The following is a 24,560-nucleotide window of genomic DNA, read 5'->3' on the forward strand; positions in this document are numbered from 1 at the left end:
ACTAATTGGCCACACGAGCAATTTTACCCTGTTCAATATAAACAAGCAGGATGGACACATCTGATGGATTAACACCTGAAATTCGTGATGCCTGACCAACCGAAAGCGGGCGTACATTTTTCAGTTTCTCCTTTGCTTCAAAGGCGATTCCATCAATATCATCATAATCAATTCTATCCGGGATTTTCTTGCCTTCCATTTTAAGCATCCGTTCCACTTGTTCATTTGCTTTCTTAATATAGCCTTCATATTTGATTTGAATGCCAACCTGTTCCTTAACAATGTCCGGCAAATTATCATCAGATTCAATCACGTTTTCAAGCATGTCATAGGTAATTTCAGGACGTTTTAACATATCATAGGCTTTAACGGCTTCTTTAAGCGGTGAACCATTTGCATCTTTAAGCATTTGCTGTACCGGTTCTTCCGGTTTGACAATGATTTTATCGAGACGTTTCTTCTCTTGTTCAACAAGACGTTTTTTCTCAATAAAATCATTATACCGTTCATCATTAATTAACCCATAATCATAACCAATTTCAGTAAGGCGCATATCAGCATTATCATGACGCAATAATAAGCGATATTCAGCGCGCGATGTCAACAGACGATATGGTTCTTTTGTCCCTTTGGTAACCAGATCATCAATCAGCACACCGATATATGCTTGTGACCTGTCAAGGATCAATGGTTCTTTTCCGACAACTTTCGCACCAGCATTAATACCAGCCATAATCCCTTGAGCTGCCGCCTCTTCATATCCTGATGTTCCATTGATTTGACCAGCTGTGAATAGACCTGAAATATCTTTCAATTCCATTGTCGGCCATAATTGCGTCGGGACAACGGCATCATATTCAATCGCATAACCGCCACGCATGATTTCAGCATTTTCAAGTCCTGGCACTGTTTTGACCATATCATGCTGGATGTCTTCCGGCAAAGACGTTGACAGTCCCTGGACATACACTTCTTCTGTATCCCTGCCTTCCGGTTCAAGAAACACCTGATGGCGCGGCTTATCATTAAACCGGACAATCTTATCCTCGATTGATGGGCAATAACGCGGTCCCGTACCACGTTTCATACCGGAATACATAGCGGATGATGACAGATTATCGTTAATGATCTGATGCGTAAATTCATTGGTATACGTCAGCCAGCACGGAATCTGATCTGTAATATATTCCGTTGTTTCATATGAAAAACTTTGTGGCTTTTCGTCACCTGGTTGGATTTCTGCTTTCGAATAATCAATTGAATGACTGTTGACACGTGGTGGTGTCCCTGTTTTAAAACGCGTAATATCCAAACCAAGATCTTCAAGGTTTTCAGAAAGTTTGATGGATGCCCGTTGGTTATTTGGACCACTTTCATATTCGAGATCGCCCATCAATACTTTACCGCGCATAAATGTCCCTGTTGTGACAATGACCTGATCAGCATAGTAAGCAGCTTTCGTTTCCGTAATAACCCCTTTACACTCACCATCTTCCATAATCAGCTCGTTGACCATTCCTTGTCTCAACGTCAGGTTTTCCTGATTTTCAAGGACATGTTTCATTTCTTTTATATAAAGCGGTTTATCGGCTTGTGCCCTCAGTGCTTGGACTGCCGGCCCTTTTCGGGTGTTCAGCATGCGCATTTGAATGTGTGTCTTATCAATAACTTTCGCCATTACACCGCCGAGTGCATCAACTTCACGAATGACAATCCCTTTAGCCGGACCGCCAAGTGACGGATTGCAAGGCATGAAGGCAACCATATCAAGATTCAGTGTCAGCATTAATGTTTTCGCACCCATTTTTGCTGCTGCAACACCAGCTTCTACACCGGCATGACCGGCACCAACAACAATGACATCGTAATGCCCAGCATTATATACCATCTTTTCACCCTTTCTGTTTATCGTTGGTCACGTTTCATCATTTGTTAAAGCTTATCATTTATTTTACATCTTATTTCAAACGTAACAAACCTTGGAAAGCGCCTAATATAAAGGTTATTTACCCAGACAAAATTGTGAGAATAACTGATCAATCAAGCTATCACTCGCTGTATCACCAATGATTTCCCCTAAAAACTCCCATGTGCGGGTAACATCGATTTGGACAATATCAAGCGGCATTTCCATTTCAAGACTTTCCATTGCATCTTCCAATGCCTGTTTAGCTTGTTTCAGCAATTGGATATGGCGGATATTGGAGACATATGTCATATCACCCGTATCGATTTCACCGGCAAAGAACGTTTCACCAATAGCCGATTCCAGTTCATCAACACCTTCCTCCTTGATTAAGGAAGCCGATATAACCGGTTTATCTTCAGCCAGCTGCTTAACTCTTTCCATATCAAGTTTTTGTTCCAAATCGCTTTTATTAACCATTACAATATAGTCTAATCCCTGAACAGCCTTGAAAAGCTTTTCATCTTCTTCCGTCAGTTCTTCATTATAATTTAAGACAAATAAAATAAGATCTGATTCCTCAAGTACTTTCCGTGATCGGTCAACACCGATTTTTTCCACAATGTCTTCTGTTTCGCGAATCCCTGCTGTATCAACCAATCTTAAAGGTACACCACGAACGTTGACATATTCCTCGATTACATCACGGGTTGTGCCGGGTACTTCGGTGACAATCGCTTTATTTTCCTGGACCAGCGTATTCATCAAGGAGGACTTACCAACGTTTGGACGTCCGATAATCGCTGTGGACAAACCTTCACGCAGGATTTTTCCTTGCTTGGCGACTTCAAGCAAATGTTCAATTTCAGCATGAACTTCTTTTGATTTTTCCCGCATTACCTCATGTGACATTTCCTCAACATCATCATATTCAGGATAATCAATATTCACTTCAACATGGGCAACAGTTTCAATCAATTCTTGTCTGAGACGGCCGATTAACTCAGATAAACGTCCATCCATTTGTTTCAGTGCGACCGTCATGGCTTTATCGGTTTTAGACCGGATCAGGTCCATTACTGCTTCTGCCTGTGATAAATCAATACGGCCATGTAAAAATGCACGCTTGGTAAATTCTCCAGGTTCAGCAATCCGTACATCTTGTTCAAGAATAATTTCCAATACACGATTGACCGCAACCATGCCACCATGACAATTGATTTCAACAATGTCTTCGCGTGTGAATGTCTTTGGTGCCCGCATGATTGTGACCATCACTTCCTCAGCCACGTCATTTGTCCCCGGATCAATGATTTTCCCGTAATGGATTGTATGCGAATCTGCATCAAGTAAATTTTTCCCCTGAAACAGTCCGGCAGTCACAGGGATAGCTTCTGATCCGCTCAATCGAACGATCGAAATGGCACCTTCACCCATTGGTGTTGATATCGCCGTTATCGTATCTGTCTCCATTTATCTCACCTCCATCCTTCCCTGTATATTTTATCTATATTCAAAGCATTTATTGTTCTGCCAACAATATAATAGAATATCATACATTCAAGTAAAAATAAACTTTATCCACAGTGTTAATTATTTATTTGTTTTAAACTGAAACTATTCACATGTGGATAGATGGATTTAAATGCATTATCAACAACTGGATATCAACTAAGGATCCTATCGTGAATTTTATTACACTTCCATTTTCGCTGTCGATATAAACCGCGACACACTGAAAATTATATGAGTGCTGTGATACCGCTCCGGAAATACGCTCCGCTTTCCGCGGACGGCTGGTGAGCCTCCTCGCGCTGGCGCGCTGCGGGGTCTCACCTATGCCTATCCTCCCGCTGGAGTCTCCGCGTATTTCCTGCGCTAGCAGATACGTTCTGTATTTTAAATGTTGAAACTCAGGGAAAAAGTATCTAGTAGTCTTTCTCTCACTAGGATAGAATATGACGCGAAGCTGCGGAAAAATGCGACACTCCTGCGGGAAAGGAACAGTCTGAAGACCCCGCAGCGAGCGGGTTTTGCGAGCGAGGAGGCTGAAGCGTTCCCCGCGGAAAGGGAGTATTTTTCCGCAGCGATGAACTAGCACTCAGGCCCCGATAGAATGGGATGAAGACTTTCCGATAGTTACGTCGCAGTTTATGGATTTTGTGTCAACAAACATCCCTTTAGATAAACAGCCATAATAGAAGCTGTTTTATTGGATTTGTTGATACGATTCCGATGTCGACATAAAAAAACACGCTATTCCAGAAATGAAATAACGTGTTTATTTTCGATGGACACAACCCTGGATTAAACCTCCAAAGTCGGAAGTTATCACTCGGATTGCGGTTTGATAACAATGCGGCGATGTGGTTCTGCACCATCTGAATAAGTGGAAACCTGATTGTTACCCTGTAAAGCATTATGAATGATTTTGCGCTCAAACGCCGGCATTGCCTCCAGTGCCACATTTTTATTTAATGTCAGTGCTTTATCCGTCATTTTATGCGCCAATGATTCAAGTGTTTCCTTTCTGCGTCCGCGGTACCCTTCCGCATCTACCGTTACACTGTAATACTCACTTCCATCCTTGTTTAATACAAGATGGACTAAATATTGGATGGCATTCAATGTTTGGCCGCGTTTACCAATTAATACCGCAATTTTGTCTCCGGATAAGTTAAAGCTTACATGATTTTCCTCGACTGTTGTCGACACATTAGCTTGTACATTCATATTTTGTGTTACTTCATTCAAGAATGCTTCAGCCGTTTCAATTTGATTACGCAACATAGTAACTTTCACAAAAGCACGCTTTGAACCGAATACACCTAATAGCCCCTTTTTACCTTCATCAATAACCTCAACCTCAACATGGTCCCTTGTGGTGTCTAACTGCTCTAATGCTGATTGGACCGCTTCTTCAACCGTCTGTCCACTAGCAGTTATTTCTCTCACTTTTTGTCTCCCCCATTATTTTGATTGTTCATCATAGGTTTACGAATGAATACGGTTTGGGCAATCATAAACACGTTCCCTACAACCCAATAGAGTGCTAAGGCTGCCGGAAGAATAAAGCCCATAACGCCAATCATAATCGGCATAACATAAAGCATAACCATCATTTGCGGGTTTTGAGCAGCCGCACTTCCTGCCATCATCAGCTTTTGCTGCAGGAAAGTTGCTCCGGCGGCAATCAGCGGCAAAATATAATCCGGTGAGCCCAGTTCAAACCATAGGAAGGTATGAGTTTGAATTTCAGGTGTACGCATGATTGCATGGTACATCGCAATCAATATTGGCATCTGTACAAAAATCGGCAGACAGCCTGCAAGCGGGTTCACGCCATGCTTTTGAAACAGGTTCATCGTTTCCTGCTGCAATTTCTGTTGTGTGTTGGCATCCTTGGATGCATATTTTTCTTGTAATTTCTTCAGTTCCGGCTGGATATCCTGCATGGCTTGAGAACTTTTCAATTGTTTAACGTTTAATGGCAACAGGATCAAACGAAGAAAAATTGTCACAACGATAATCGATAGACCAAAACTCCCACTAAACAATTCAGCAATATAAACAATAACCAGTGATAAAGGATAGACAAAGAATGAATTCCAGATTCCTTCACTCTCGGAATTGATTGGTTCATCAATCTCCATACAACCGGAGAGAAGTGCTATTAATCCGATCAGAGCTAATAGCAGCCAAACCTTTTTACGCACTATATTTCCTCCTAACTGACTATAAAAAACAGACACTCGCGTTCATCTTATAGCGAGTAACAACGTTTGTAAGCATAATCATAATAATACTTTGGATATTGCAAAAAAACATATGTACCGAATTATATTGCTATTTTACCATTAAATGAATGAAAGATTCTATATAAAAGCGGAAAACATGTCTATTTTTTTGCTAACAGTTGTTTTTTGGACAATAAATGAATTAAACTTTTTTTAACATCATTAAAACTCATTTGTCTCGTTGGGTGCCGGGCAATGATGATAATATCATTCGCTGGTTCAATATTGTCTTCCAATTCCAGAAATGCCTGACGCAAAAACCGTTTGATCCGATTCCTCAGAACTGCATTGCCTATTTTTTTGCCCACGGACAGCCCAATACGGAAGTGTTCCTGACCCGGCTTTTCTATATAATATAGAACAAGCTGCCGGTTTGCAAACGATCTCCCATTTTTAAATACGTGCTGAAATTCTCTATTATCTTTTATCCGATACCTTTTTTTCAAACCGATCACCTTCAGAAATTATCTTCCCACAATAGTGGAAAAAAGACCACTGATAATGTCAGTGGTCTACGCAGACAATACTTTTCTTCCTTTACGACGGCGACGCTTCAATACTTGGCGTCCGTCTTTTGAACTCATACGAGCACGAAACCCGTGCACTTTTTTCCGCTTACGATTATTTGGCTGAAATGTTCGTTTCATTTATCATACACCTCCCTGAGGAATTACAAACACTAACTACATATCTAAAGGCAGTCTTGCTCATTATAATGAAAAACGAATCCCACTGTCAACTTCCCTCCTGAAAAATTTTATCCACACTTCTGACTGAATTACATATTAGTCTTTTTATCTTATAAACAACAATTATCGACAAATTACTCACAAAATCTAGTGGTGTGGATAAATATTGTCTACAATCCATTGAATTTGTGGATAAGTGTCGAAAAGCCGTTGCACTCCCCCTCTTTTTTTGGTATTATGTTTGTGCTTAACATGTGTAAAATTCATTTTCCTATCTCATCTTTCCACAGATTGTGGATAATATGTGGATGCACATATACACCTCTGTTTACTTAGTTATCAACAATAATGTGGATGGCGTACATAACTTGCTTCTTATGTTGAACTGTCCATATTTAACTATTCACAACCACATAAGAACTCATTTTTTTTACAGAAAACCTTTCCGTCTTTCTATGACACAATATGAAAGATCCGGGAAAGGGTTTTTCTATCATCAATCAAAACTGAAAGGGGTGACGTGAGTTGGAAAACATTCATGAATTATGGAATGCGACATTGGAAAAAATTGAAGAAAAAATCAGTAAACCGAGCTTTGATACCTGGTTGAAAAACACGAAAGCTGAATCGTTGGAAGAGGATACATTAACCGTATTAGCACCGAATGAATTTGCACGCGACTGGCTGGAAGGACGATATACTGATTTAATTAATGAAATTTTACTTGAAATTACCGGTGCCGAGCTTTCTACAAAGTTTATTATTCCCGATTCCCAGGAGTCTGAGAATGACGCCCTTCAGGCACAGAAAAAAGTACCTGCGGGAAACAAAAATGACAATACAGATAATGGTAAAACCATGTTGAATTCAAAATATACATTTGACACGTTCGTTATCGGGTCCGGTAATCGGTTTGCCCATGCCGCATCCCTTGCAGTAGCTGAGGCACCGGCGAGAGCCTATAACCCGCTATTCATTTATGGTGGGGTCGGCCTTGGTAAAACACATTTGATGCACGCAATCGGCCATTACGTTCGGGAGCACAATCCTGAAGCGAACGTTGTTTATTTATCATCCGAAAAGTTTACGAATGAATTCATTAACGCGATTATGGATAACAAAGCGACCCAATTCAGAAATAAATACCGGAATGTTGATATTCTATTAATTGATGATATTCAATTTATTGCTGGAAAAGAATCGACTCAGGAAGAATTCTTCCACACATTCAATGCACTTCATGAGGATAATAAACAAATCATCATCTCGAGTGATCGGCCGCCTAAAGAAATACCGACGCTTGAAGATCGTCTGCGTTCCAGATTTGAATGGGGCTTGATTACAGATATTACCCCACCGGACCTGGAAACGCGTATCGCTATATTAACGAAAAAAGCTAAAGCTGAAGGACTTGATATTCCAAATGAAGTAATGTTGTATATTGCAAATCAAATTGACACCAATATTCGCGAACTGGAAGGTGCATTAATTCGTGTGGTAGCCTATTCTTCCCTCGTCAATCAGGATATTGATGCATCCCTTGCAGCAGATGCACTGAAAGATATTATCCCCAGCAATCAGCCACGAACCATTACGATCCATGGCATTCAGGAAGCTGTCGGGGAAAAATACAGTGTTAAATTAGAGGATTTTGCTGCCAAAAAACGGACAAAATCAATTGCATTCCCCAGACAGATTGCAATGTACTTATCACGGGAGCTGACTGATTTTTCCTTACCTAAAATTGGCGAGGAATTCGGTGGACGAGACCATACAACAGTTATTCATGCACACGAAAAAGTCGTGAAAATGATGGAAAATGACACACTATTACACAAAGAAATTGAAGAATTAAAGGAGCAACTGAAATCATTTTAGTTTATGCACATGTGTATAGTGTGAATGAACAAATCACATTTATGAACAACTTTTCCACATGTGTATAACCCGGAGTCATACAGTGTCGGCAGGGATATCCACATAATCACAAACCCTAGTACTATTATTACTGTATTTTATTAATAAATAATAAATATATGTCCAAAAGGAGAATATATTTCATGAAATTTATCATTCAACGTGAGCAATTGATTGCTGGTGTGCAAGATGTCATGAAGGCTATTTCCCCGAGAACAGCTATTCCAATCTTAACGGGTATGAAACTGGAAGCCGTATCAAATGGTATCAGGTTAACCGGAAGTGACTCTGATATTTCGATTGAATCATTTATACCTGCCGAAGAGGATGGGATGATCAATGCAGATCATATTGAGGAAGGAAGTGTTGTCTTACAGGCACGTTATTTTTCAGATATTGTCCGCAAACTTCCGGAAAAAACAGTTGAAATTGAATCAGATGAAAATTTTAATGTCACAATCCAATCAGGAAAAGCAAAATTCAATCTTAACGGACAAGATGCCGGTGAATATCCACAACTGCCTAAAATACAAGCAGAAAACAGTTTTGAAATACAGTCGGATTTACTCAAAAATTTAGTCAGACAAACTGGTTTTGCAGTATCAACTATGGAAACCAGACCAATTTTGACTGGTGTCAATATAAAAATTGAAAATGGACACTTAAGTTTTACGGCAACAGACAGTCACCGGCTTGCTTCAAGAAGTATCCCGCTGGATGGTGTTGATTTCAATTTATCCAGCATCGTTGTACCAGGTAAAAGTCTGAATGAACTATCTAAAATCCTGAATGATGCAACGGAAAAAGTCGATATCAGTGTAACCAATAATCAAATCTTATTCCGGACAAAACATATCCATTTCTTATCGCGCCTGCTGGACGGAAATTATCCGGAAACATCCCGGTTGATCCCGGACCAAAGTCAAACCGAAATTCGTGTTAAAACAAAAGATTTGATCAATACAATTGACCGGGCTTCATTATTGGCCAGAGAAGAACGAAACAATGTTGTCAAACTGACGACAAAAGAAAATCAGCTATTGGAAATTACCAGCAATTCACCGGAAGTTGGCCAAGTCGCAGAAGAAGTTTCAATCCAGGCGATTGAAGGCGAAAATCTGAAAATCTCATTCAGTTCAAAATATATGCTGGATGCATTAAAAGTAATTGAGAATGACGAAGTCCTTATTGAATTCACCGGTGCCATGCGGCCATTTATTATTAAACCGGCTAATGATGATTCAATGCTGCAATTAATCTTACCGGTCAGAACGTATTAAGAAAAAACGCTGCCGCGTTTTTTCAGAAGCCGGAGGTCAGAGGTCGGATTGGTAGAAATCGGCGAAGCAGCCGATTTCTGTATCGAATACGTCATCCGATATTTTTTACTAAAAATAAGCTAATTAAATCTATACCATCAGGGGGTCAGTCACGTACTGATTTCCTGATGTATTTCCAAATCCTGCATAAAACTATATTTTCCCGCTACCCAATTTAAAAGTGACTATCCTTCCCTTAACCTTAAATCTTTAGTAGAATAGAAAGGAAGTACAAAGAACGTCAATTCATAAAAAAAGTTTGGTGATCAATATGAATGAACCTGAAAAAATAAACATTGAGACAGACTATATCCCGCTGGGTCAATTTATCAAATTGCTTAATATACTTGATTCCGGTGGTATGATAAAAGCATTTTTGCAGGATCAGGGCGTACTTGTTAATGGTGAACCTGAGCATCGCAGAGGAAGAAAACTTTATCCGGATGATGTCGTCGAGATGGAAGGTATTGGTGTTTATATTGTCACTAAAGATTAATGACGGGGATTTGGCATGAATATTGAACATTTACAATTAAAAAATTACCGCAACTATGCAAAACTCAATCTTTCATTCAATGATAAAATAAATATGATTATCGGCGAGAATGCACAAGGAAAGACCAATCTGATGGAAGCTATCTATGTCCTGGCCTTTTCTAAGTCCCATCGTACCCCAAGAGAAAAAGAACTTATCCAATGGGACGAAGAGTATGCTAAAATAGAGGGCAGGGTAACAAAACGACAACAAACATTTCCCCTTGAAATTATTTTATCGACAAAAGGAAAAAAGGCTAAATTAAATCGAATTGAGCAAAAAAAATTAAGCGATTATATCGGTGCCTTGAATGTTGTTATGTTCGCACCTGAGGATTTATCACTTGTTAAAGGTGCACCACTGACAAGAAGACGTTTTATCGATATGGAACTTGGACAAATTCAACCCAAATATATTTATCACCTCGGTCAATACCAAAAAATACTGAAACAGAGGAATCAATTATTAAAACAATTACAACGTCATGAAACACAGGATAAAACAATGCTCGATGTATTGACTGAACAGCTCATTCAGCATGCAGCCACATTATTGGAGCGCCGTTTTATTTTCCTTGATTTGTTACGTCAATGGGCAAGCCCGATTCATCGTGGAATCAGTCATCAGACAGAAAAGCTGGAAATCAGGTATGCTCCAACGATAGAGGTATCAGAAACAGCAGATAGGGAAAAGATAGAGAGTGTCTATACCAATAAATTCCATGAATTGCAGGAAAAAGAAATCGACCGTGGTACAACCCTGATCGGGCCTCATCGAGATGATATTATGTTTTATGTGAATGATAAGGATGTCCAGATCTATGGCTCCCAGGGACAACAGCGAACAACAGCATTATCGGTAAAACTGGCAGAGATAGAACTTATATGCAATGAAGTCGGAGAATATCCGGTCTTACTTCTTGATGATGTCTTAAGTGAATTGGATAATCACAGGCAATCTCATTTATTGGATACGATTAAAGGGAAAGTTCAAACGTTTGTATCAACAACAAACATTGATGGGATTAACCATGAAACCTTAAGTGAAGCACAATTGTTCAAGGTAGATGATGGTATGGTTGTTACATGATGGAGGGATACGATGTTTATTCATATAGGCAACGATAACGTCATTCAATCAGATGATGTCATTTCCATTATTGATTATAGTGTGGTGACCTCATCAAGCACCATGGAAAAGATGATCGAAAATAACACAAAACAGCAGAAAGTTTTTGGTCCAACTGATGAAGCGAAATCAGTTGTTGTAACGAGCGACCAAATTTATTACAGTTCATTATCCGTTTCAACTCTAAAAAAACGATCCAGTATGATTTCGAGTATTAGCAAACTGGATGACTACTCAGATGAAATTGAGCAAGAGTAAATAACCAATAAATCAACCTTTTGACACTTCTATAACACGCATTATTTTTAAAGTATAAGAAAATTCATGTCTCATGCACAGCAATGTCATGAATATGAGTTTTTCCAGGAAACGTAGGTGAAAAGATGTCAGCAGAAGAAAAAGTTTCAAAAGAACAGGCATATGGCGCAGATCAGATTCAAGTGCTGGAAGGATTGGAAGCAGTTCGGAAAAGGCCTGGCATGTATATCGGAACGACAAGTGAAAGAGGGCTGCATCATCTCGTATGGGAAATCGTCGATAATAGTATTGACGAAGCACTTGCAGGTTATTGTGATAAAATTCAAATCATTATTGAGAAAGATAATAGTATTACGGTCATTGATAACGGCCGCGGAATTCCGGTGGATATTCAGAAAAAGACCGGCAAACCTGCACTTGAAGTGATAATGACTGTTTTGCATGCCGGTGGTAAATTCGGCGGTGACAGTTACAAAGTATCAGGCGGGCTGCATGGTGTTGGGGCATCAGTTGTTAATGCCTTATCAAGCAGTCTTGATGTCTATGTTCATCGTGACGGAAATATTTATTACCTTGGTTTTGAAAAGGGTGTGCCACAAGGCAAAATTGAAACTGTCGGTGAAACGGACATTACCGGTACTAAAACACAATTTAAACCTGATGCGGAAATTTTTACAGAATCGACGGAATTTAATTTCGATTTACTTGAGCAGCGTGTGCGTGAACTGGCCTTTTTGAATAAGGGGGTCACTGTTTCGCTTGAAGACAAACGGACAGATGCGGAACCGGTGGCGTTTCATTACGAGGGCGGTATCAGTTCGTATGTTGAATTTATTAACCGTAACCGGGAAGTATTGCATGAACCCTTTTATTCTGAGAGTGAAGACGAGCAAATTATAGTTGAAGTCGCCATTCAATACAATGATGGCTTTGCGAGCAACATTTATTCCTTTGCCAACAATATTCACACGTATGAAGGCGGCAGTCATGAATCAGGTTTTAAATCCGGACTGACACGTGTAATCAATGATTACGCCCGTAAAAATAATATGTTTAAAGAAAGTGATCCAAACCTTAAGCGGTGATGATGTCCGGGAAGGTATGACAGCCATTATTTCCATTAAGCATCCGGATCCGCAGTTTGAAGGGCAAACGAAGACAAAGCTCGGTAACAGTGAAGTAAAAAGGATAACCGATTCGGCTTTCAGTGAAGCCTTTTCGAAGTTCCTGTTTGAAAATCCTGATGTAGCAAAAATTGTTGTGGAAAAAGGCATAACGGCATCGCATGCTCGTATTGCAGCGAAAAAGGCACGTGAATTGACCAGACGAAAAAGTGCTCTTGAAGTATCCAATCTGCCGGGTAAATTGGCCGATTGCTCATCAACGGATGCAAGCATCAGTGAATTATATATCGTTGAGGGTGATTCTGCCGGCGGTTCAGCAAAACAGGGCCGGGACCGGCATTTTCAGGCTATTCTCCCGTTGCGCGGTAAGATATTAAACGTTGAAAAAGCACGTCTCGATAAAATTTTATCCAATAAAGAAGTCCGGGCCATGATAACAGCGTTAGGCACGGGGATTGGCGAAGATTTTGATATTACCAAAGCCCGTTATCATAAAGTTGTCATTATGACAGATGCCGATGTTGATGGTGCACATATCCGCACATTATTGTTAACCTTTTTCTATCGTTATATGCGTCCACTAATCGAACATGGCTATGTTTATATTGCCCAGCCGCCATTGTATAAAATCCAGCAGGGAAAAGCTGCTCATTATGCTTATGATGACTCGGAGATGGAGCGCATTCTGGAAGAGATACCTAAATCACCAAAACCAGGCCTGCAGCGCTATAAAGGTCTTGGTGAAATGAATGCAGAACAGCTTTGGGAGACAACGATGGACCCGGAAACACGAACATTACTTCAAGTTGAGCTTTCCGATGCGATGGATGCTGATCATATTTTTGATATGCTGATGGGATGGGTATAAAGTGGAGCCACGCCGGATTTCATGAAGAAAATGCTCAATATGTCCAAAATCTGATATTTAGTATAAGAAAAAATCTGTAAATGAACGTATCTCAGGAAGATTTGGGGTATTTTAAATGGCGGATGAACAACGTCCAAACGTTCAGGAAATAAATCTTGGTCAGGAAATGCGTACATCTTTTCTTGATTATGCCATGAGTGTCATTGTATCACGGGCATTGCCTGATGTACGTGACGGCATGAAACCTGTCCACCGCAGAATATTGTACGCTATGAATGACCTTGGAATGCATTCAGATAAGCCGTATAAAAAGTCTGCCCGTATTGTAGGTGAAGTCATCGGTAAGTATCACCCGCATGGGGATTCTGCTGTCTATGAATCGATGGTGCGTATGGCACAGGATTTCAGTATCGCTTATATGCTGTGATGTCACGGGAACTCGGCTCAGTAGACGGAGACTCGGCTGCAGCCCATGCGTATACAGAGCACGCATGTCTAAAAATTCCATGGAATTATTGCGCGATATCAATAAAGATACCGTGATTATCGGACAACTATGAGGACAGAACGGGAACCAGTTGTTTTCCGTCCGTTTCCAAATCTGCTTATAAACGTGGAGCTGGAATTGCTGTCGTATGGCGACAAATATTCGCCTCATAATCTTGGCGAAACGATGATGCGGTATAGCTGTCAGTAAAGATCCTGAGATTTCGATTAATGAATTGATGGAGAATTATATACATGGACCCGATTTTCCAACGGCTGGTGAAATCCTTGGCAGAAGCGGCATTCGCAAGGCATTTGAAACCGGAAAAGGCTCTGTGACAATTCGGGCAAAAGTGGCTATCGAGGAACATGCGAATGGCAAGTCAACGCTTATTGCCACCGAATTGCCTTACCAGGTTAATAAGGCGAAACTTATTGAAAGATGCAGAACTTGTCGGAAAAACGAATCGATGGTATACCCGACTTACGCGACGAATCAGACCGTAATGGAAATGCGCGTCGTGATGAATTGCGTCGGACGGCCAATCCAAATATTGTGTTAAACAATTTATACAAATATACAGCACTGCAAACAACATCGGCATAATATGCTGGCTTTAGTTAATGGCGCCCCGAAGTAACATTAAACAGTGCCTGAACATTATTTAGACATCAAAGAAATCATTAAACGCCGTACTGCTTTTGAATTGCGTAAAGCTGAAGCACGCGCGCACATTCTGGAAGGTCTGCGTGTTGCACTGGACCATCTGGATGAAGTTATATCACTTATCCGTAATTCTGAAACAACTGACATTGCGCGGGATGGCCTGATGGATAATTATGGTCTGAGCGAGAAACAGGCACAGGCTATACTGGATATGCGCCTGCAGCGTCTGACAGGCTTGGAACGGGAGAAAATCGCTAATGAATACAATGACCTTCTCAAGCAGATTGATGAATTAAAAGCTATTTTGGCGGATGACGAAAAAGTGCTGGAAATCATTCGTGAAGAACTGATGGAAATAAAAGAGAAATATAATGATCCGCGCCGGACGGAAATTGTCGCCGGTGGAGCAGATTTAATTGAAGATGAAGATTTAATTCCTGAGGAGAATATTGTCATAACGCTCACCCATCAGGGATACATTAAACGACTCCCTGCTTCGACGTATCGGACACAAAAACGCGGCGGCCGCGGTATTCAGGGTATGGGGACAAATGAGAATGATTTTGTTGAACACTTAGTATCCACTTCAACCCATGATACCATCCTTTTCTTTACGAATAAAGGAAAGGTGTATCGTGCAAAAGGTTATGAAGTTCCTGAATTCAGCCGTACCGCAAAAGGAATACCGATTATTAATTTATTGCAGATTGAAAAAGATGAATGGGTTAATGCCGCTATCTCAGTTTCTGAATACCGTGAGGATTACTATCTGTTCTTTACAACAAGACATGGATTATCCAAACGTACGAGATTATCGCAATTTGCCAATATACGTAAAGGCGGCTTAATTGCAGTTGGCCTGCGGGAGGAAGATGAATTAATTTCAGTTAGATTAACAGACGGTACGAAAGATATTATGATGGGCACTAAAAACGGCTATCTTATCCGTTTTCCGGAAGATCAGGTCCGCTCGATGGGAAGAAATGCAGCCGGTGTGCGCGGTATTTCATTGCGCGGTGATGATGAAGTTGTTTCCATGGAAATTTTGGATGAAGGCCTGCAGGTATTGCATGTGACCAATAAAGGGATCGGAAAACGCACACCCGAAGACCAGTATCGTGTTACAAACCGTGGCGGAAAAGGGATTTTCACCTGTAAGTTATCAGATCACAATCAGGTTGTGGCGGTCAAAGCGGTTACAGGGGAAGAAGATATCATGCTTATAACCGTTGCTGGTGTGCTGATTCGTATTCCGGTCGAAGGTATTTCACAGACCGGGCGAAATGCACAAGGTGTCCGTCTGATCCGCCTGCAGGAAGAAGAAGAAGTTGCGACAGTTACAAAAGTGGAAAAAGAAGAAGCGGAAGAATCGGCTGAGGTGGCTCCTGAAGAAGCGGAGAATTCTGAAACAGACGCAGGAAAAGATCAGGATTCTTAATTAGCGGTGAGGTTAAGTTTGATGGTGACCCAAAGATATAGTTTGGGTCACCATTTAATTCAGGAGGGGGAATTCCATGCGTGTAGACGCTTTTCAGCTGGTACCGGGGTGTGTTTTGTTAAAGGATATAAATGGCAAGACAAATAAGCCGATTATTCCGGAAAAAACCGTATTAACGTATGAACATATCACCATTATACATAAATTTTTAGTTGAAACGGTTGATGTCTCGACAACACTCTCTGATGGCAAACCGTTTCAGCCTGAACGTTCAATTTAATGTCCTCTATTCATCTGCAAAAGGAAGTGTTCGAGCAGAAGCGGGACTTTGTCGGCAGTGGTACTTAGAAACGTTTTAATAAATGGGTAATCGATATCCGGTTTAGCTGCCAGCAGATCCCCCCACCATTCTGACTCGTAGCGGCACAGCATGCTCAAGTTATATAACAGCAAATAATGGACCATTATCTCGGAAACCGGTATAAAATTTTCCCGATGTGCTGGAAAGTAAATCTCCCTCTGTATTGTATCAGTGAAAAAAGGGCTGTTATTCGAAGGTCTGAACGGATGTGTCAAATTAACATCAATTATTTCATTGGTGGTTTCCACATGTTTTACAGCCGGCAAATAAGGTTTGATACGTTTGATAAATGCATTGGCCGTTAAATGATAGTTGTCCAATATGAAAGTTGGAAATTGTAAATTAAATGTCTCATGACTCCCGACAGCAGCCATATTATCTTTATCATGAAAAGTAAACAACGATGTCATCTCCGGGATTAAGGTCAGCAGCTGTTTCATTTTTATTTTGTCAAATGGTGATTCTTTAATTGAGAATAAGTGTTGTGAGAAATAGGGATAAAGTCCATTATGCTGAATTTTCACTTCATCATCCAGAAACGTATAATCCTTCTTTTTACGTTTCCGGCTGGATACACCGTGTGCCAATATTGAAGTTGATTCGGGGTAATTCGGCCTGACAGTCAATAACACAGCTTTTAGTAAATGGACCATGCCATAAAAAAATAACATCGGCTGCAGCAATGTCTCCAATCTTTTGCCGTTCTCAAAAAACCGGATACCATGATCCAGATAATGCATGAATGGCTGACAGTTTTCAAAACTCTTTACGGAGGCATCAATATCATCCAATTGTTCGTAACATCCCTTTAAATAGCGCTGGGCTGTCTGCTGTGATTGGAGATAGGTATAAAAGTCTGTCATATGTTAGAATGCTCCTCATAATTATACGGAATTTTCCGAATCAAATTTCTTTTATTATACAGTCATTATAGTATTGAAAAAGCCTTCCAGTTGGCGTATTGTAAATAACAATAGAATGACAAGCATAGTTTCTCCAAATAAGAAAATGATAATCATTTCATTAGGCTGTTTTCACACTCCCCAGTCTCCGTGTATTCGGGTTGCTGGTGAGATAATCTATGCTTAAACTCTGCTTTAAAACAAAAATATTCTTTAGAAAAAAACGTTTCATAAATACCAACAACATGGATAGGAGGATTAGACATGCGTGAAGATAAGTTTGCCAAAGAAGGATTAACGTTTGATGATGTTTTATTGATGCCTGATAAGTCGGATGTATTGCCAAAGGATGCTGATATCAGTACGGCGTTGTCTGAGAAAGTCAAGCTCAACACTCCATTGCTGAGTGCCGGGATGGATACGGTAACCGAAGCAGATATGGCCATAGCAATGGCCCGGCAAGGCGGGCTTGGAATTATTCATAAAAATATGTCAATCGAGGATCAGGCCGAACAGGTGGATCGGGTCAAACGTTCAGAGAGTGGTGTAATTACAAATCCGTTTTTCCTGAGCCCGGAACATCAAGTTTTTGACGCCGAACATTTAATGGGAAAATTCCGCATTTCCGGTGTCCCGATTGTGAATAATATTGATGAGAAAAAATTGGTTGGTATTTTGACAAACCGCGATCTACGCTTTATTCAGGACTATTCCACTGCGATTAAAGATGTCATGACGAGCGATAATCTGGTAACAGCTCCTGTGGGGACAACGTTGGAAGAAGCTGAACACTTGCTGCAGACACACCGGATTGAGAAATTGCCTCTTACTGATGAGAACGGTATACTCCAAGGTTTAATTACAATTAAGGATATTGAAAAAGCAATTGAATTTCCGAATGCAGCCAAAGATTCACAAGGAAGACTGCTGACCGGTGCTGCTGTCGGTGTGACCAGTGATGCGATGACACGCATTGAAAAACTTGTTGAAGCAGGTGTTGATGTCATTGTCATTGATACGGCTCATGGCCATTCAGCTGGTGTACTGGAAAAAGTTCGTGCTGTCCGTGAAGCATACCCTGATCTCGATATTATAGCGGGAAATGTTGCGACAGGTGAAGCAACCGTGGACTTAATTAAAGCTGGTGCAACGATTGTAAAAGTTGGTATCGGACCTGGATCGATTTGTACAACAAGGGTCGTAGCGGGTATTGGTGTGCCACAAATAACAGCTGTCCATGATTGCGCGATGGCAGCTTCCGGGTATGGTATTCCGGTTATTGCTGATGGCGGCATCAAGTATTCCGGTGATATTGTTAAAGCACTGGCATCCGGTGCGCATGCCGTTATGCTCGGCAGTATGTTTGCCGGTGTAACCGAAAGCCCCGGAGAAACCGAAATATTTCAAGGCAGACAATATAAAGTTTACCGTGGTATGGGATCAATTGGCGCTATGGAATCAGGATCTAAAGATCGGTATTTTCAGGATGCTGAAGATGCTAAAAAATTGGTTCCAGAAGGTATTGAAGGAAGGACTGCCTACAAAGGGCCCCTTGCTGATACCGTTCACCAATTGATTGGCGGATTAAGGGCCGGCATGGGGTATTGTGGAACAGGCTCGATTGATGCATTGGGCCATGATGCCCGGTTCATTAGAATTTCAAATGCCGGGTTAAGAGAGAGTCATCCACATGATGTTCAAATTACAAAAGAGGCTCCCAATTATTCGTAGTCTGATCAGTTTAAATGGTTAACATGCTAATAGTAAATATTGCCTATTAAATATTCAATAGATAGGGCTTTACCCTGTCTATTTTTTCTCTATTTTTTATGGTAAAATGTTTAAGGTATAAAAATTATATAAATAATTTCATCAATCAGGTGGAGGTAGAGAAAGTGAAACACAACTTAAAGAAATGTTTACCAGTATTGCTTGCGGCACTGGTAATGTTGTCAACCGTTACAATCCAGCCGTTCTCTGTTAAGGCAGAAGAATCATTGGACATCGAGGCAGAATCAGCTATATTGGTTGATGCCGAAACAGGGAAAATTATTTATGCAAAAAATCCTGACATGGAACTACCTCCAGCTAGTATGACCAAAATCATGACTGAATACCTTGTTCAGGAAGCCGTTGAGGAAGGTCAAATCAGCTGGGACACAACAACACAGATAAGTGACTATCCTTACAGTATATCTGCAAATAACGATTTTTCAGGTGTCGGGCTGACGCAGGATAAAGATTATACTGTTAAACAATTGTATGACGCGATGGCGATCAATTCAGATAACGCAACAACAATCGCACTGGCTGAATTGATTGCGGGATCTGAAGGCGAATTTGTCAAAATGATGAACGAAAAGGCAGAAGAAATGGGACTGCCGGAATATGAATTTGTTAACTCCACAGGTCTCGCCAATTCATCACTTGGGGAAAATGTGCCAGAGGGAACTGATGCGGACGCGACTAATTTGTTATCAGCCCGTTCAGCGGCTTTACTTGCCTATAATTTGATAGAAGATTATCCGCAGGCTCTTGAGGTCTCCGGGACACCTTCAGCAGAATTTGATGACCAGACAATGACCAATTGGAATTGGATGCTGCCACATGGTGAAGGCGAAGCTACTTATCTGCAGCAATACAATTATGAAGGTATGGATGGATTAAAGACAGGTTATACCGATCTTGCCGGCTATTCCTTTACGGGTACTTCCGAACGTGATGGTAACCGTTATATATCTGTCGTGATGAAAACAGAAAGCGAAGAAGCACGTTTTGAGCAAACGGCTAAACTGATGGATTACGGTTTTAATCAGTTTGAAACGCAGGAAATTTTCCCGGCTGGCTATCAGTTGGAAGATGAATCAGCTATTCCCGTTTCAAAAGGAAAAGAAGATACCGTACAAGTAGCCATTAATGAGGCATTCAGTGCACCGGTAACAGGAGAGCAGGCAGAGAACTACAGCATTGAGTACCAATTGGATGAAGATAGATTAAACGAAGACGGGGAACTCACAGCGCCAATTGAAGAAGGAGAAACGATTGGAACTGCTGAAGTTGTCTATAATGGTGAAGAAGACTATGGTTATATATTCCCCGATAGCAATCAACAGACAATCGATCTGGTTGCGCAAAATACCGTTGAGAAAGATAACTGGTTTATGCTGACACTTGGGGCAATAGGCGGATTTTTTGCTGATATATTCGGTGCTGTTGTTGATACAGTGAAAGGCTGGTTTTAAATAACCAATTCCACTGGTCTTCTGAATATGAGCTTTTAAGACACATGAAATAGTCAAATAGATTTTAGTTGATGTTGTTTTATGATATGGGGAGGGAACAATATGACAAACACAGGAACAGAACGTGTCAAACGTGGCATGGCAGAAATGCAAAAAGGCGGCGTTATCATGGATGTTGTCAATGCCGAACAGGCTAAAATAGCTGAAGAAGCGGGTGCGGTTGCTGTCATGGCATTGGAACGCGTCCCATCTGATATTCGTGCTGCCGGGGGTGTAGCTCGCATGGCAAGCCCGGAAATAACAGAAGAGGTCATGAATGCTGTATCCATTCCAGTCATGGCAAAAGCACGTATTGGACACATTGTGGAAGCTCGCGTCCTTGAAGCAATGGGTGTTGATTATATTGACGAAAGTGAAGTACTGACACCGGCAGATGAAGACTATCATTTAAAAAAATCTGATTACACCGTACCATTTGTGTGCGGCTGCCGTAATCTTGGTGAGGCATCCCGCCGTATTGGTGAAGGGGCATCCATGCTGCGCACCAAAGGCGAGCCTGGTACAGGGAATATTGTTGAAGCTGTACGTCATATGCGCCAGGTGCAATCTGAGATCCGAAAACTGTCATCGATGTCAGAAGATGAAATCATGACTTACGCCAAAGAAATCGGTGCACCATATGAACTGCTTTTGGAAATTAAAAAAGAAGGCCGTCTTCCGGTTGTCAATTTTGCAGCAGGTGGTGTGGCTACACCAGCTGATGCAGCATTGATGATGCAGCTTGGAGCAGATGGCGTATTCGTCGGTTCCGGTATCTTTAAATCGAACCATCCGGAGAAATTTGCCAAGTCAATTGTTGAGGCCACAACGCATTATACGGATTATCAATTAATTGGTGAGCTTTCCAAAGATCTTGGTACGGCTATGAAAGGTATCGAAATGGGCACATTGGAAGCACATGACCGTATGCAGGATCGCAGCGAATAGAAAGAAGGAATGGTTATGACGACAATTGGTGTACTGGCATTGCAGGGTGCTGTACGTGAGCACATTCGCTCTATTGAAGAAACAGGTGCAGCAGCTGTTGAAATCAAACGAAAAGAGCAGCTTGCAGACATTGACGGACTAATCCTGCCGGGCGGTGAAAGCACGACAATGCGCAGACTGATTGACAGTTATGGATTTTTCGATGCTATTCAGGATTTCGGAAAGCAAGGTAAGCCTGTTTTTGGTACGTGTGCTGGCCTGATTTTGATGGCAAATGACATTGAAGGCGAGGAACAGGCACATTTGGGGTTAATGGATATGAAGGTTGCGCGGAATGCATTCGGCCGGCAAGTGGCAAGTTTTGAGGCCAATTTGGATGTGAAACATGCCGGTGATGCATTCAATGCTGTCTTTATCCGTGCCCCGTATATAATGAAGACGGGTTCTGATGTAGAGGTATTATCTGCTTATCAGGAGCGGATAGTGGCAGCTAAACAGGGACATTATCTGTGTACAGCGTTTCATCCGGAATTAACCGATGACAATCGTTTGATTGAATATTTTGCGCAAATGGTGGAACAATCAAAAGAGATACTTGCATCGTGATGTAAAATCCGATATGATAAATTTTAACATATGGAACAGTCGTGACAGGAAGCAGTAACAGATTGGCTTTCTTCAGAGAGTCGGTGGCCGGTGCAAACCGATGAAAGCAATTTGTGAATCCATCCTTGAACTGGTTTGCTGAAATGACAGTAGGTAAACCCGGTTAAACGCCGTTATCGCATTAGAGCCGGAAGAGTCATTCACTCTTCAACAAGGGTGGCAACGCGGGAAAAACACTCTCGTCCCTGTATTTATCAGGGGCGCGAGTTTTTTTATGCAATCGTTTAAAGGAGGCATTCATCTATGCTGGATATGAAATTTTTACGGAATAATTTTGCTGACGTAAAGGAGAAGTTGGCTCATCGTGGTGAAGATTTGTCTGATTTGGATCGGTTTGGTGAGCTTGATGAACGGCGCAGAACATTAATTTCTGAAACAGAAACGCTTAAGGCAAAGCGTAATGAGACATCGAAACAGATTTCCGCTCTGAAAAAGGAAAAAAAGGATGCAGAACCGGCAATCAAAGAAATGCGTGAGGTAGGAGATAAAATAAAAGAATACGATTCGGAGCTGAAAGAAATTGAAGAATCGCTCGAGATGATTATGCTTTCAATCCCAAATATACCACATGAAAGTGTTCCGATTGGTGAAGATGAGGATGATAATGTGGTGGCACGTAAATGGGGGGACTTGCCAGTATTTGATTTTGATGAAAAACCGCATTGGGATATTGCAGCTGATTTGGATATTCTTGATTTTGAACGGGCTGCCAAAGTGACCGGAAGCCGTTTTGTATTTTACAAAGGAATAGGAACACGTCTGGAACGCGCGCTAATCAGCTTTATGATGGATTTGCATGCGGATGAACATGGTTATACCGAGATGATGCCGCCGCAAATCGTTAACCGTGACAGCCTGACAGGAACCGGCCAGCTTCCTAAATTTTCCGAAGATGTATTTAAATTGGAGGAATGGGATTATTTCCTGATTCCGACCGCTGAGGTACCGGTCACGAATTTCCATCGTGATGAGATTTTGCCAATTGATGAGCTGCCAAAGAAATATGCGGCATACAGTGCCAATTTCCGGTCTGAAGCAGGATCTGCCGGACGTGATACACGCGGGCTTATCCGTCAGCATCAATTTAACAAGGTTGAATTGGTCCATTTCACGAAGCCGGAAGACTCCTATGAAACCTTGGAAACATTGACAGGCAATGCCGAAAAAGTCTTGCAGCGTTTAAATTTGCCTTACCGTGTTATGAATATGTGTACAGGTGATCTGGGCTTCACGGCTGCTAAAAAATACGATATTGAAGTGTGGATGCCGAGTCAGGAAACGTACCGTGAAATTTCTTCCTGCTCCAATTTTGAGAACTTTCAAGCAAGACGTGCCGGTATTCGCTTCCGCAGAGATGCCAATGAAAAACCTGAATTCGTCCATACATTGAATGGATCGGGTCTCGCTGTCGGACGTACCGTAGCCGCTATTTTGGAGAATTATCAGCAGGAAGACGGGTCTGTTGTGGTTCCGGAACTACTGCGTCCGTACATGGGCGGGAATGACCTTTTAAAGGCATAGTGAAAAACCAGGAAAGGGCGCTCAGCTCTCCTGGTTTTGATTTTATTACAGAGCCAAGATCGCTTCTCTCTGCCCTTTTGGTAGTAAAATTGCCTGAAACGTCATAGAGATTGCTTCTCTCCGCCCTTTTGGTGGTAGAATCGCACTGAAATGTCATAGAGACCGCTTCTCTCTGCCCTTTTGGTGGTAAAATTGCACTGAAACGTCATAGAGACCGTTTCTCTCTGCCCTTTTGGTGGTAAAATTGCACTGAAACGTCATAGAGATCGCTTCTCTCTGCCCTTTTGGTAGTTGAATCGCATTGAAACGTCATTCAGATTGCTTAACCTGTCTCTTATGCTGCTTTTTGAGAAAAAGTTGCGGAAAAAAGTTACCCCGAAAAAAGTTACCCATAGCAAATAAATTCAGTTATTGACAACCGTGCTCCGACATGTTAAATTTAATCCTGTCGTCATTATGGAGGTATACCCAAGTCTGGCTGAAGGGATCGGTCTTGAAAACCGACAGGCGGGTCAAACCGCGCGGGGGTTCGAATCCCTCTACCTCCTCCATTTAATTAAATCGCATAAATTGGAGATTAATAATACTCAACCCACCACCAAACCGTTACATATGTAGCGGTTTTTTGCTTTATTAGGCTGTTTTCGCAAAGGGTAAATACATAAACTTGTAATAATTGATTTAAAACGTCGTCTAATAAACAGAAGGATATATAAGAATTTCTCCCACTTTCACCTCATCTCTTCACA

At 41.3% G+C, this 24,560-nt stretch carries 20 protein-coding genes, 1 tRNA gene, 2 pseudogenes and 1 other annotated feature; of the genes and pseudogenes, 16 read left to right on the plus strand and 7 right to left on the minus strand.

Going from position 1 to position 24,560, the window contains the following annotated elements; all coding sequences use genetic code 11:
- Position 1 precedes the first annotated feature (1 nt).
- The 6 genes from mnmG to rpmH all read right to left on the minus strand — a co-directional run bounded on the left by mnmG (position 2) and on the right by rpmH (position 6,350).
- Positions 2-1,888: a tRNA uridine-5-carboxymethylaminomethyl(34) synthesis enzyme MnmG gene (gene mnmG / locus Len3610_RS15730; RefSeq protein WP_176448789.1), complete on the minus strand. Its 1,887-nt coding sequence runs from the start codon at positions 1,886-1,888 to the stop codon at positions 2-4.
- A 114-nt stretch (positions 1,889-2,002) separates the two neighbouring features.
- On the minus strand, positions 2,003-3,379 hold the full coding sequence (mnmE, locus tag Len3610_RS15735) for a tRNA uridine-5-carboxymethylaminomethyl(34) synthesis GTPase MnmE (RefSeq protein WP_176448790.1): 1,377 nt from the start codon (positions 3,377-3,379) through the stop codon (positions 2,003-2,005).
- 858 nt (positions 3,380-4,237) lie between these two features.
- Entirely contained in the window at positions 4,238-4,861 is a 624-nt protein-coding gene (jag, locus tag Len3610_RS15740; RefSeq protein WP_176448791.1) for an RNA-binding cell elongation regulator Jag/EloR, read from the minus strand.
- Complete coding sequence (spoIIIJ, locus tag Len3610_RS15745; RefSeq protein WP_176448792.1) at positions 4,858-5,622, minus strand: YidC family membrane integrase SpoIIIJ; 765 nt, start codon at positions 5,620-5,622, stop codon at positions 4,858-4,860. The genes jag and spoIIIJ overlap by 4 nt, the downstream gene beginning before the upstream one ends.
- A 182-nt stretch (positions 5,623-5,804) precedes the next feature.
- On the minus strand, positions 5,805-6,149 hold the full coding sequence (gene rnpA / locus Len3610_RS15750; protein WP_176448793.1) for a ribonuclease P protein component: 345 nt from the start codon (positions 6,147-6,149) through the stop codon (positions 5,805-5,807).
- A 66-nt stretch (positions 6,150-6,215) separates the two neighbouring features.
- Positions 6,216-6,350, minus strand: coding sequence for a 50S ribosomal protein L34 (gene rpmH / locus Len3610_RS15755; protein ID WP_176448794.1), 135 nt, complete (start codon positions 6,348-6,350; stop codon positions 6,216-6,218).
- Positions 6,351-6,917: 567 nt separating this feature from the next.
- Here rpmH and dnaA point away from each other — a divergent pair.
- The 10 genes and pseudogenes from dnaA to Len3610_RS15795 all read left to right on the plus strand — a co-directional run bounded on the left by dnaA (position 6,918) and on the right by Len3610_RS15795 (position 16,412).
- Positions 6,918-8,270 (plus strand): chromosomal replication initiator protein DnaA, encoded by a 1,353-nt coding sequence (gene dnaA / locus Len3610_RS15760; protein WP_176448795.1) that lies wholly within the window; start codon positions 6,918-6,920, stop codon positions 8,268-8,270.
- A gap of 182 nt (positions 8,271-8,452) precedes the next feature.
- Positions 8,453-9,589 carry a DNA polymerase III subunit beta gene (gene dnaN, locus Len3610_RS15765; protein WP_176448796.1) on the plus strand — a complete coding sequence of 379 codons (1,137 nt, stop codon included), beginning with the start codon at positions 8,453-8,455 and terminating at the stop codon, positions 9,587-9,589.
- A 310-nt stretch (positions 9,590-9,899) separates the two neighbouring features.
- A complete protein-coding gene (gene yaaA / locus Len3610_RS15770) occupies positions 9,900-10,124 on the plus strand; it encodes a S4 domain-containing protein YaaA (protein WP_176448797.1) in 225 nt (74 codons plus the stop codon).
- Positions 10,125-10,139: 15 nt separating this feature from the next.
- The gene (gene recF / locus Len3610_RS15775) at positions 10,140-11,252 is read left to right on the plus strand and encodes a DNA replication/repair protein RecF (protein WP_176448798.1); all 1,113 of its coding nucleotides are present in this window, start codon (positions 10,140-10,142) and stop codon (positions 11,250-11,252) included.
- A 12-nt stretch (positions 11,253-11,264) separates the two neighbouring features.
- Positions 11,265-11,549 (plus strand): extracellular matrix regulator RemB, encoded by a 285-nt coding sequence (gene remB / locus Len3610_RS15780; protein WP_176448799.1) that lies wholly within the window; start codon positions 11,265-11,267, stop codon positions 11,547-11,549.
- Positions 11,550-11,674: 125 nt separating this feature from the next.
- Positions 11,675-13,621, plus strand: a pseudogene (gene gyrB, locus Len3610_RS15785) (DNA topoisomerase (ATP-hydrolyzing) subunit B).
- A 35-nt stretch (positions 13,622-13,656) separates the two neighbouring features.
- Positions 13,657-13,968: a DNA gyrase subunit A gene (locus Len3610_RS21260; RefSeq protein ID WP_255259659.1), complete on the plus strand. Its 312-nt coding sequence runs from the start codon at positions 13,657-13,659 to the stop codon at positions 13,966-13,968.
- 298 nt (positions 13,969-14,266) lie between these two features.
- Positions 14,267-15,220 (plus strand): annotated as a pseudogene (locus tag Len3610_RS21920) (DNA gyrase subunit A); the annotation flags it as partial.
- Positions 15,221-15,235: 15 nt separating this feature from the next.
- The gene (locus tag Len3610_RS21925; protein WP_369693700.1) at positions 15,236-16,132 is read left to right on the plus strand and encodes a DNA gyrase C-terminal beta-propeller domain-containing protein; all 897 of its coding nucleotides are present in this window, start codon (positions 15,236-15,238) and stop codon (positions 16,130-16,132) included.
- A 76-nt stretch (positions 16,133-16,208) separates the two neighbouring features.
- The gene (locus Len3610_RS15795) at positions 16,209-16,412 is read left to right on the plus strand and encodes a hypothetical protein (protein ID WP_176448800.1); all 204 of its coding nucleotides are present in this window, start codon (positions 16,209-16,211) and stop codon (positions 16,410-16,412) included.
- Here the strand turns inward: Len3610_RS15795 and Len3610_RS15800 are convergent.
- The gene (locus Len3610_RS15800; protein WP_176448801.1) at positions 16,409-17,356 is read right to left on the minus strand and encodes a YaaC family protein; all 948 of its coding nucleotides are present in this window, start codon (positions 17,354-17,356) and stop codon (positions 16,409-16,411) included. The genes Len3610_RS15795 and Len3610_RS15800 overlap by 4 nt on opposite strands.
- 303 nt (positions 17,357-17,659) lie before the next feature.
- On the opposite strand from Len3610_RS15800, the gene guaB reads away from it, so the two are divergent.
- The 6 genes from guaB (at position 17,660) to Len3610_RS15830 (ending at position 24,362) form a co-directional block, all read left to right on the plus strand.
- Entirely contained in the window at positions 17,660-19,126 is a 1,467-nt protein-coding gene (guaB, locus tag Len3610_RS15805; RefSeq protein WP_176448802.1) for an IMP dehydrogenase, read from the plus strand.
- Positions 19,127-19,290: 164 nt separating this feature from the next.
- Positions 19,291-20,637 carry a serine hydrolase gene (locus Len3610_RS15810; protein ID WP_176448803.1) on the plus strand — a complete coding sequence of 449 codons (1,347 nt, stop codon included), beginning with the start codon at positions 19,291-19,293 and terminating at the stop codon, positions 20,635-20,637.
- Positions 20,638-20,739: 102 nt separating this feature from the next.
- Entirely contained in the window at positions 20,740-21,624 is an 885-nt protein-coding gene (gene pdxS, locus Len3610_RS15815; protein WP_176448804.1) for a pyridoxal 5'-phosphate synthase lyase subunit PdxS, read from the plus strand.
- A gap of 15 nt (positions 21,625-21,639) precedes the next feature.
- On the plus strand, positions 21,640-22,230 hold the full coding sequence (gene pdxT / locus Len3610_RS15820) for a pyridoxal 5'-phosphate synthase glutaminase subunit PdxT (RefSeq protein WP_176448805.1): 591 nt from the start codon (positions 21,640-21,642) through the stop codon (positions 22,228-22,230).
- Between the two features lie 32 nt (positions 22,231-22,262).
- Positions 22,263-22,480 (plus strand) — a binding site (T-box leader).
- Between the two features lie 53 nt (positions 22,481-22,533).
- Positions 22,534-23,811, plus strand: coding sequence for a serine--tRNA ligase (gene serS / locus Len3610_RS15825; protein WP_176448806.1), 1,278 nt, complete (start codon positions 22,534-22,536; stop codon positions 23,809-23,811).
- A 458-nt stretch (positions 23,812-24,269) separates the two neighbouring features.
- Positions 24,270-24,362 (plus strand) — tRNA-Ser (locus Len3610_RS15830).
- Positions 24,363-24,560 lie beyond the last annotated feature (198 nt).

Source organism: Lentibacillus sp. CBA3610 (genome assembly GCF_013373365.1).
In the GTDB taxonomy this organism is placed as follows: domain Bacteria; phylum Bacillota; class Bacilli; order Bacillales; family Amphibacillaceae; genus Lentibacillus.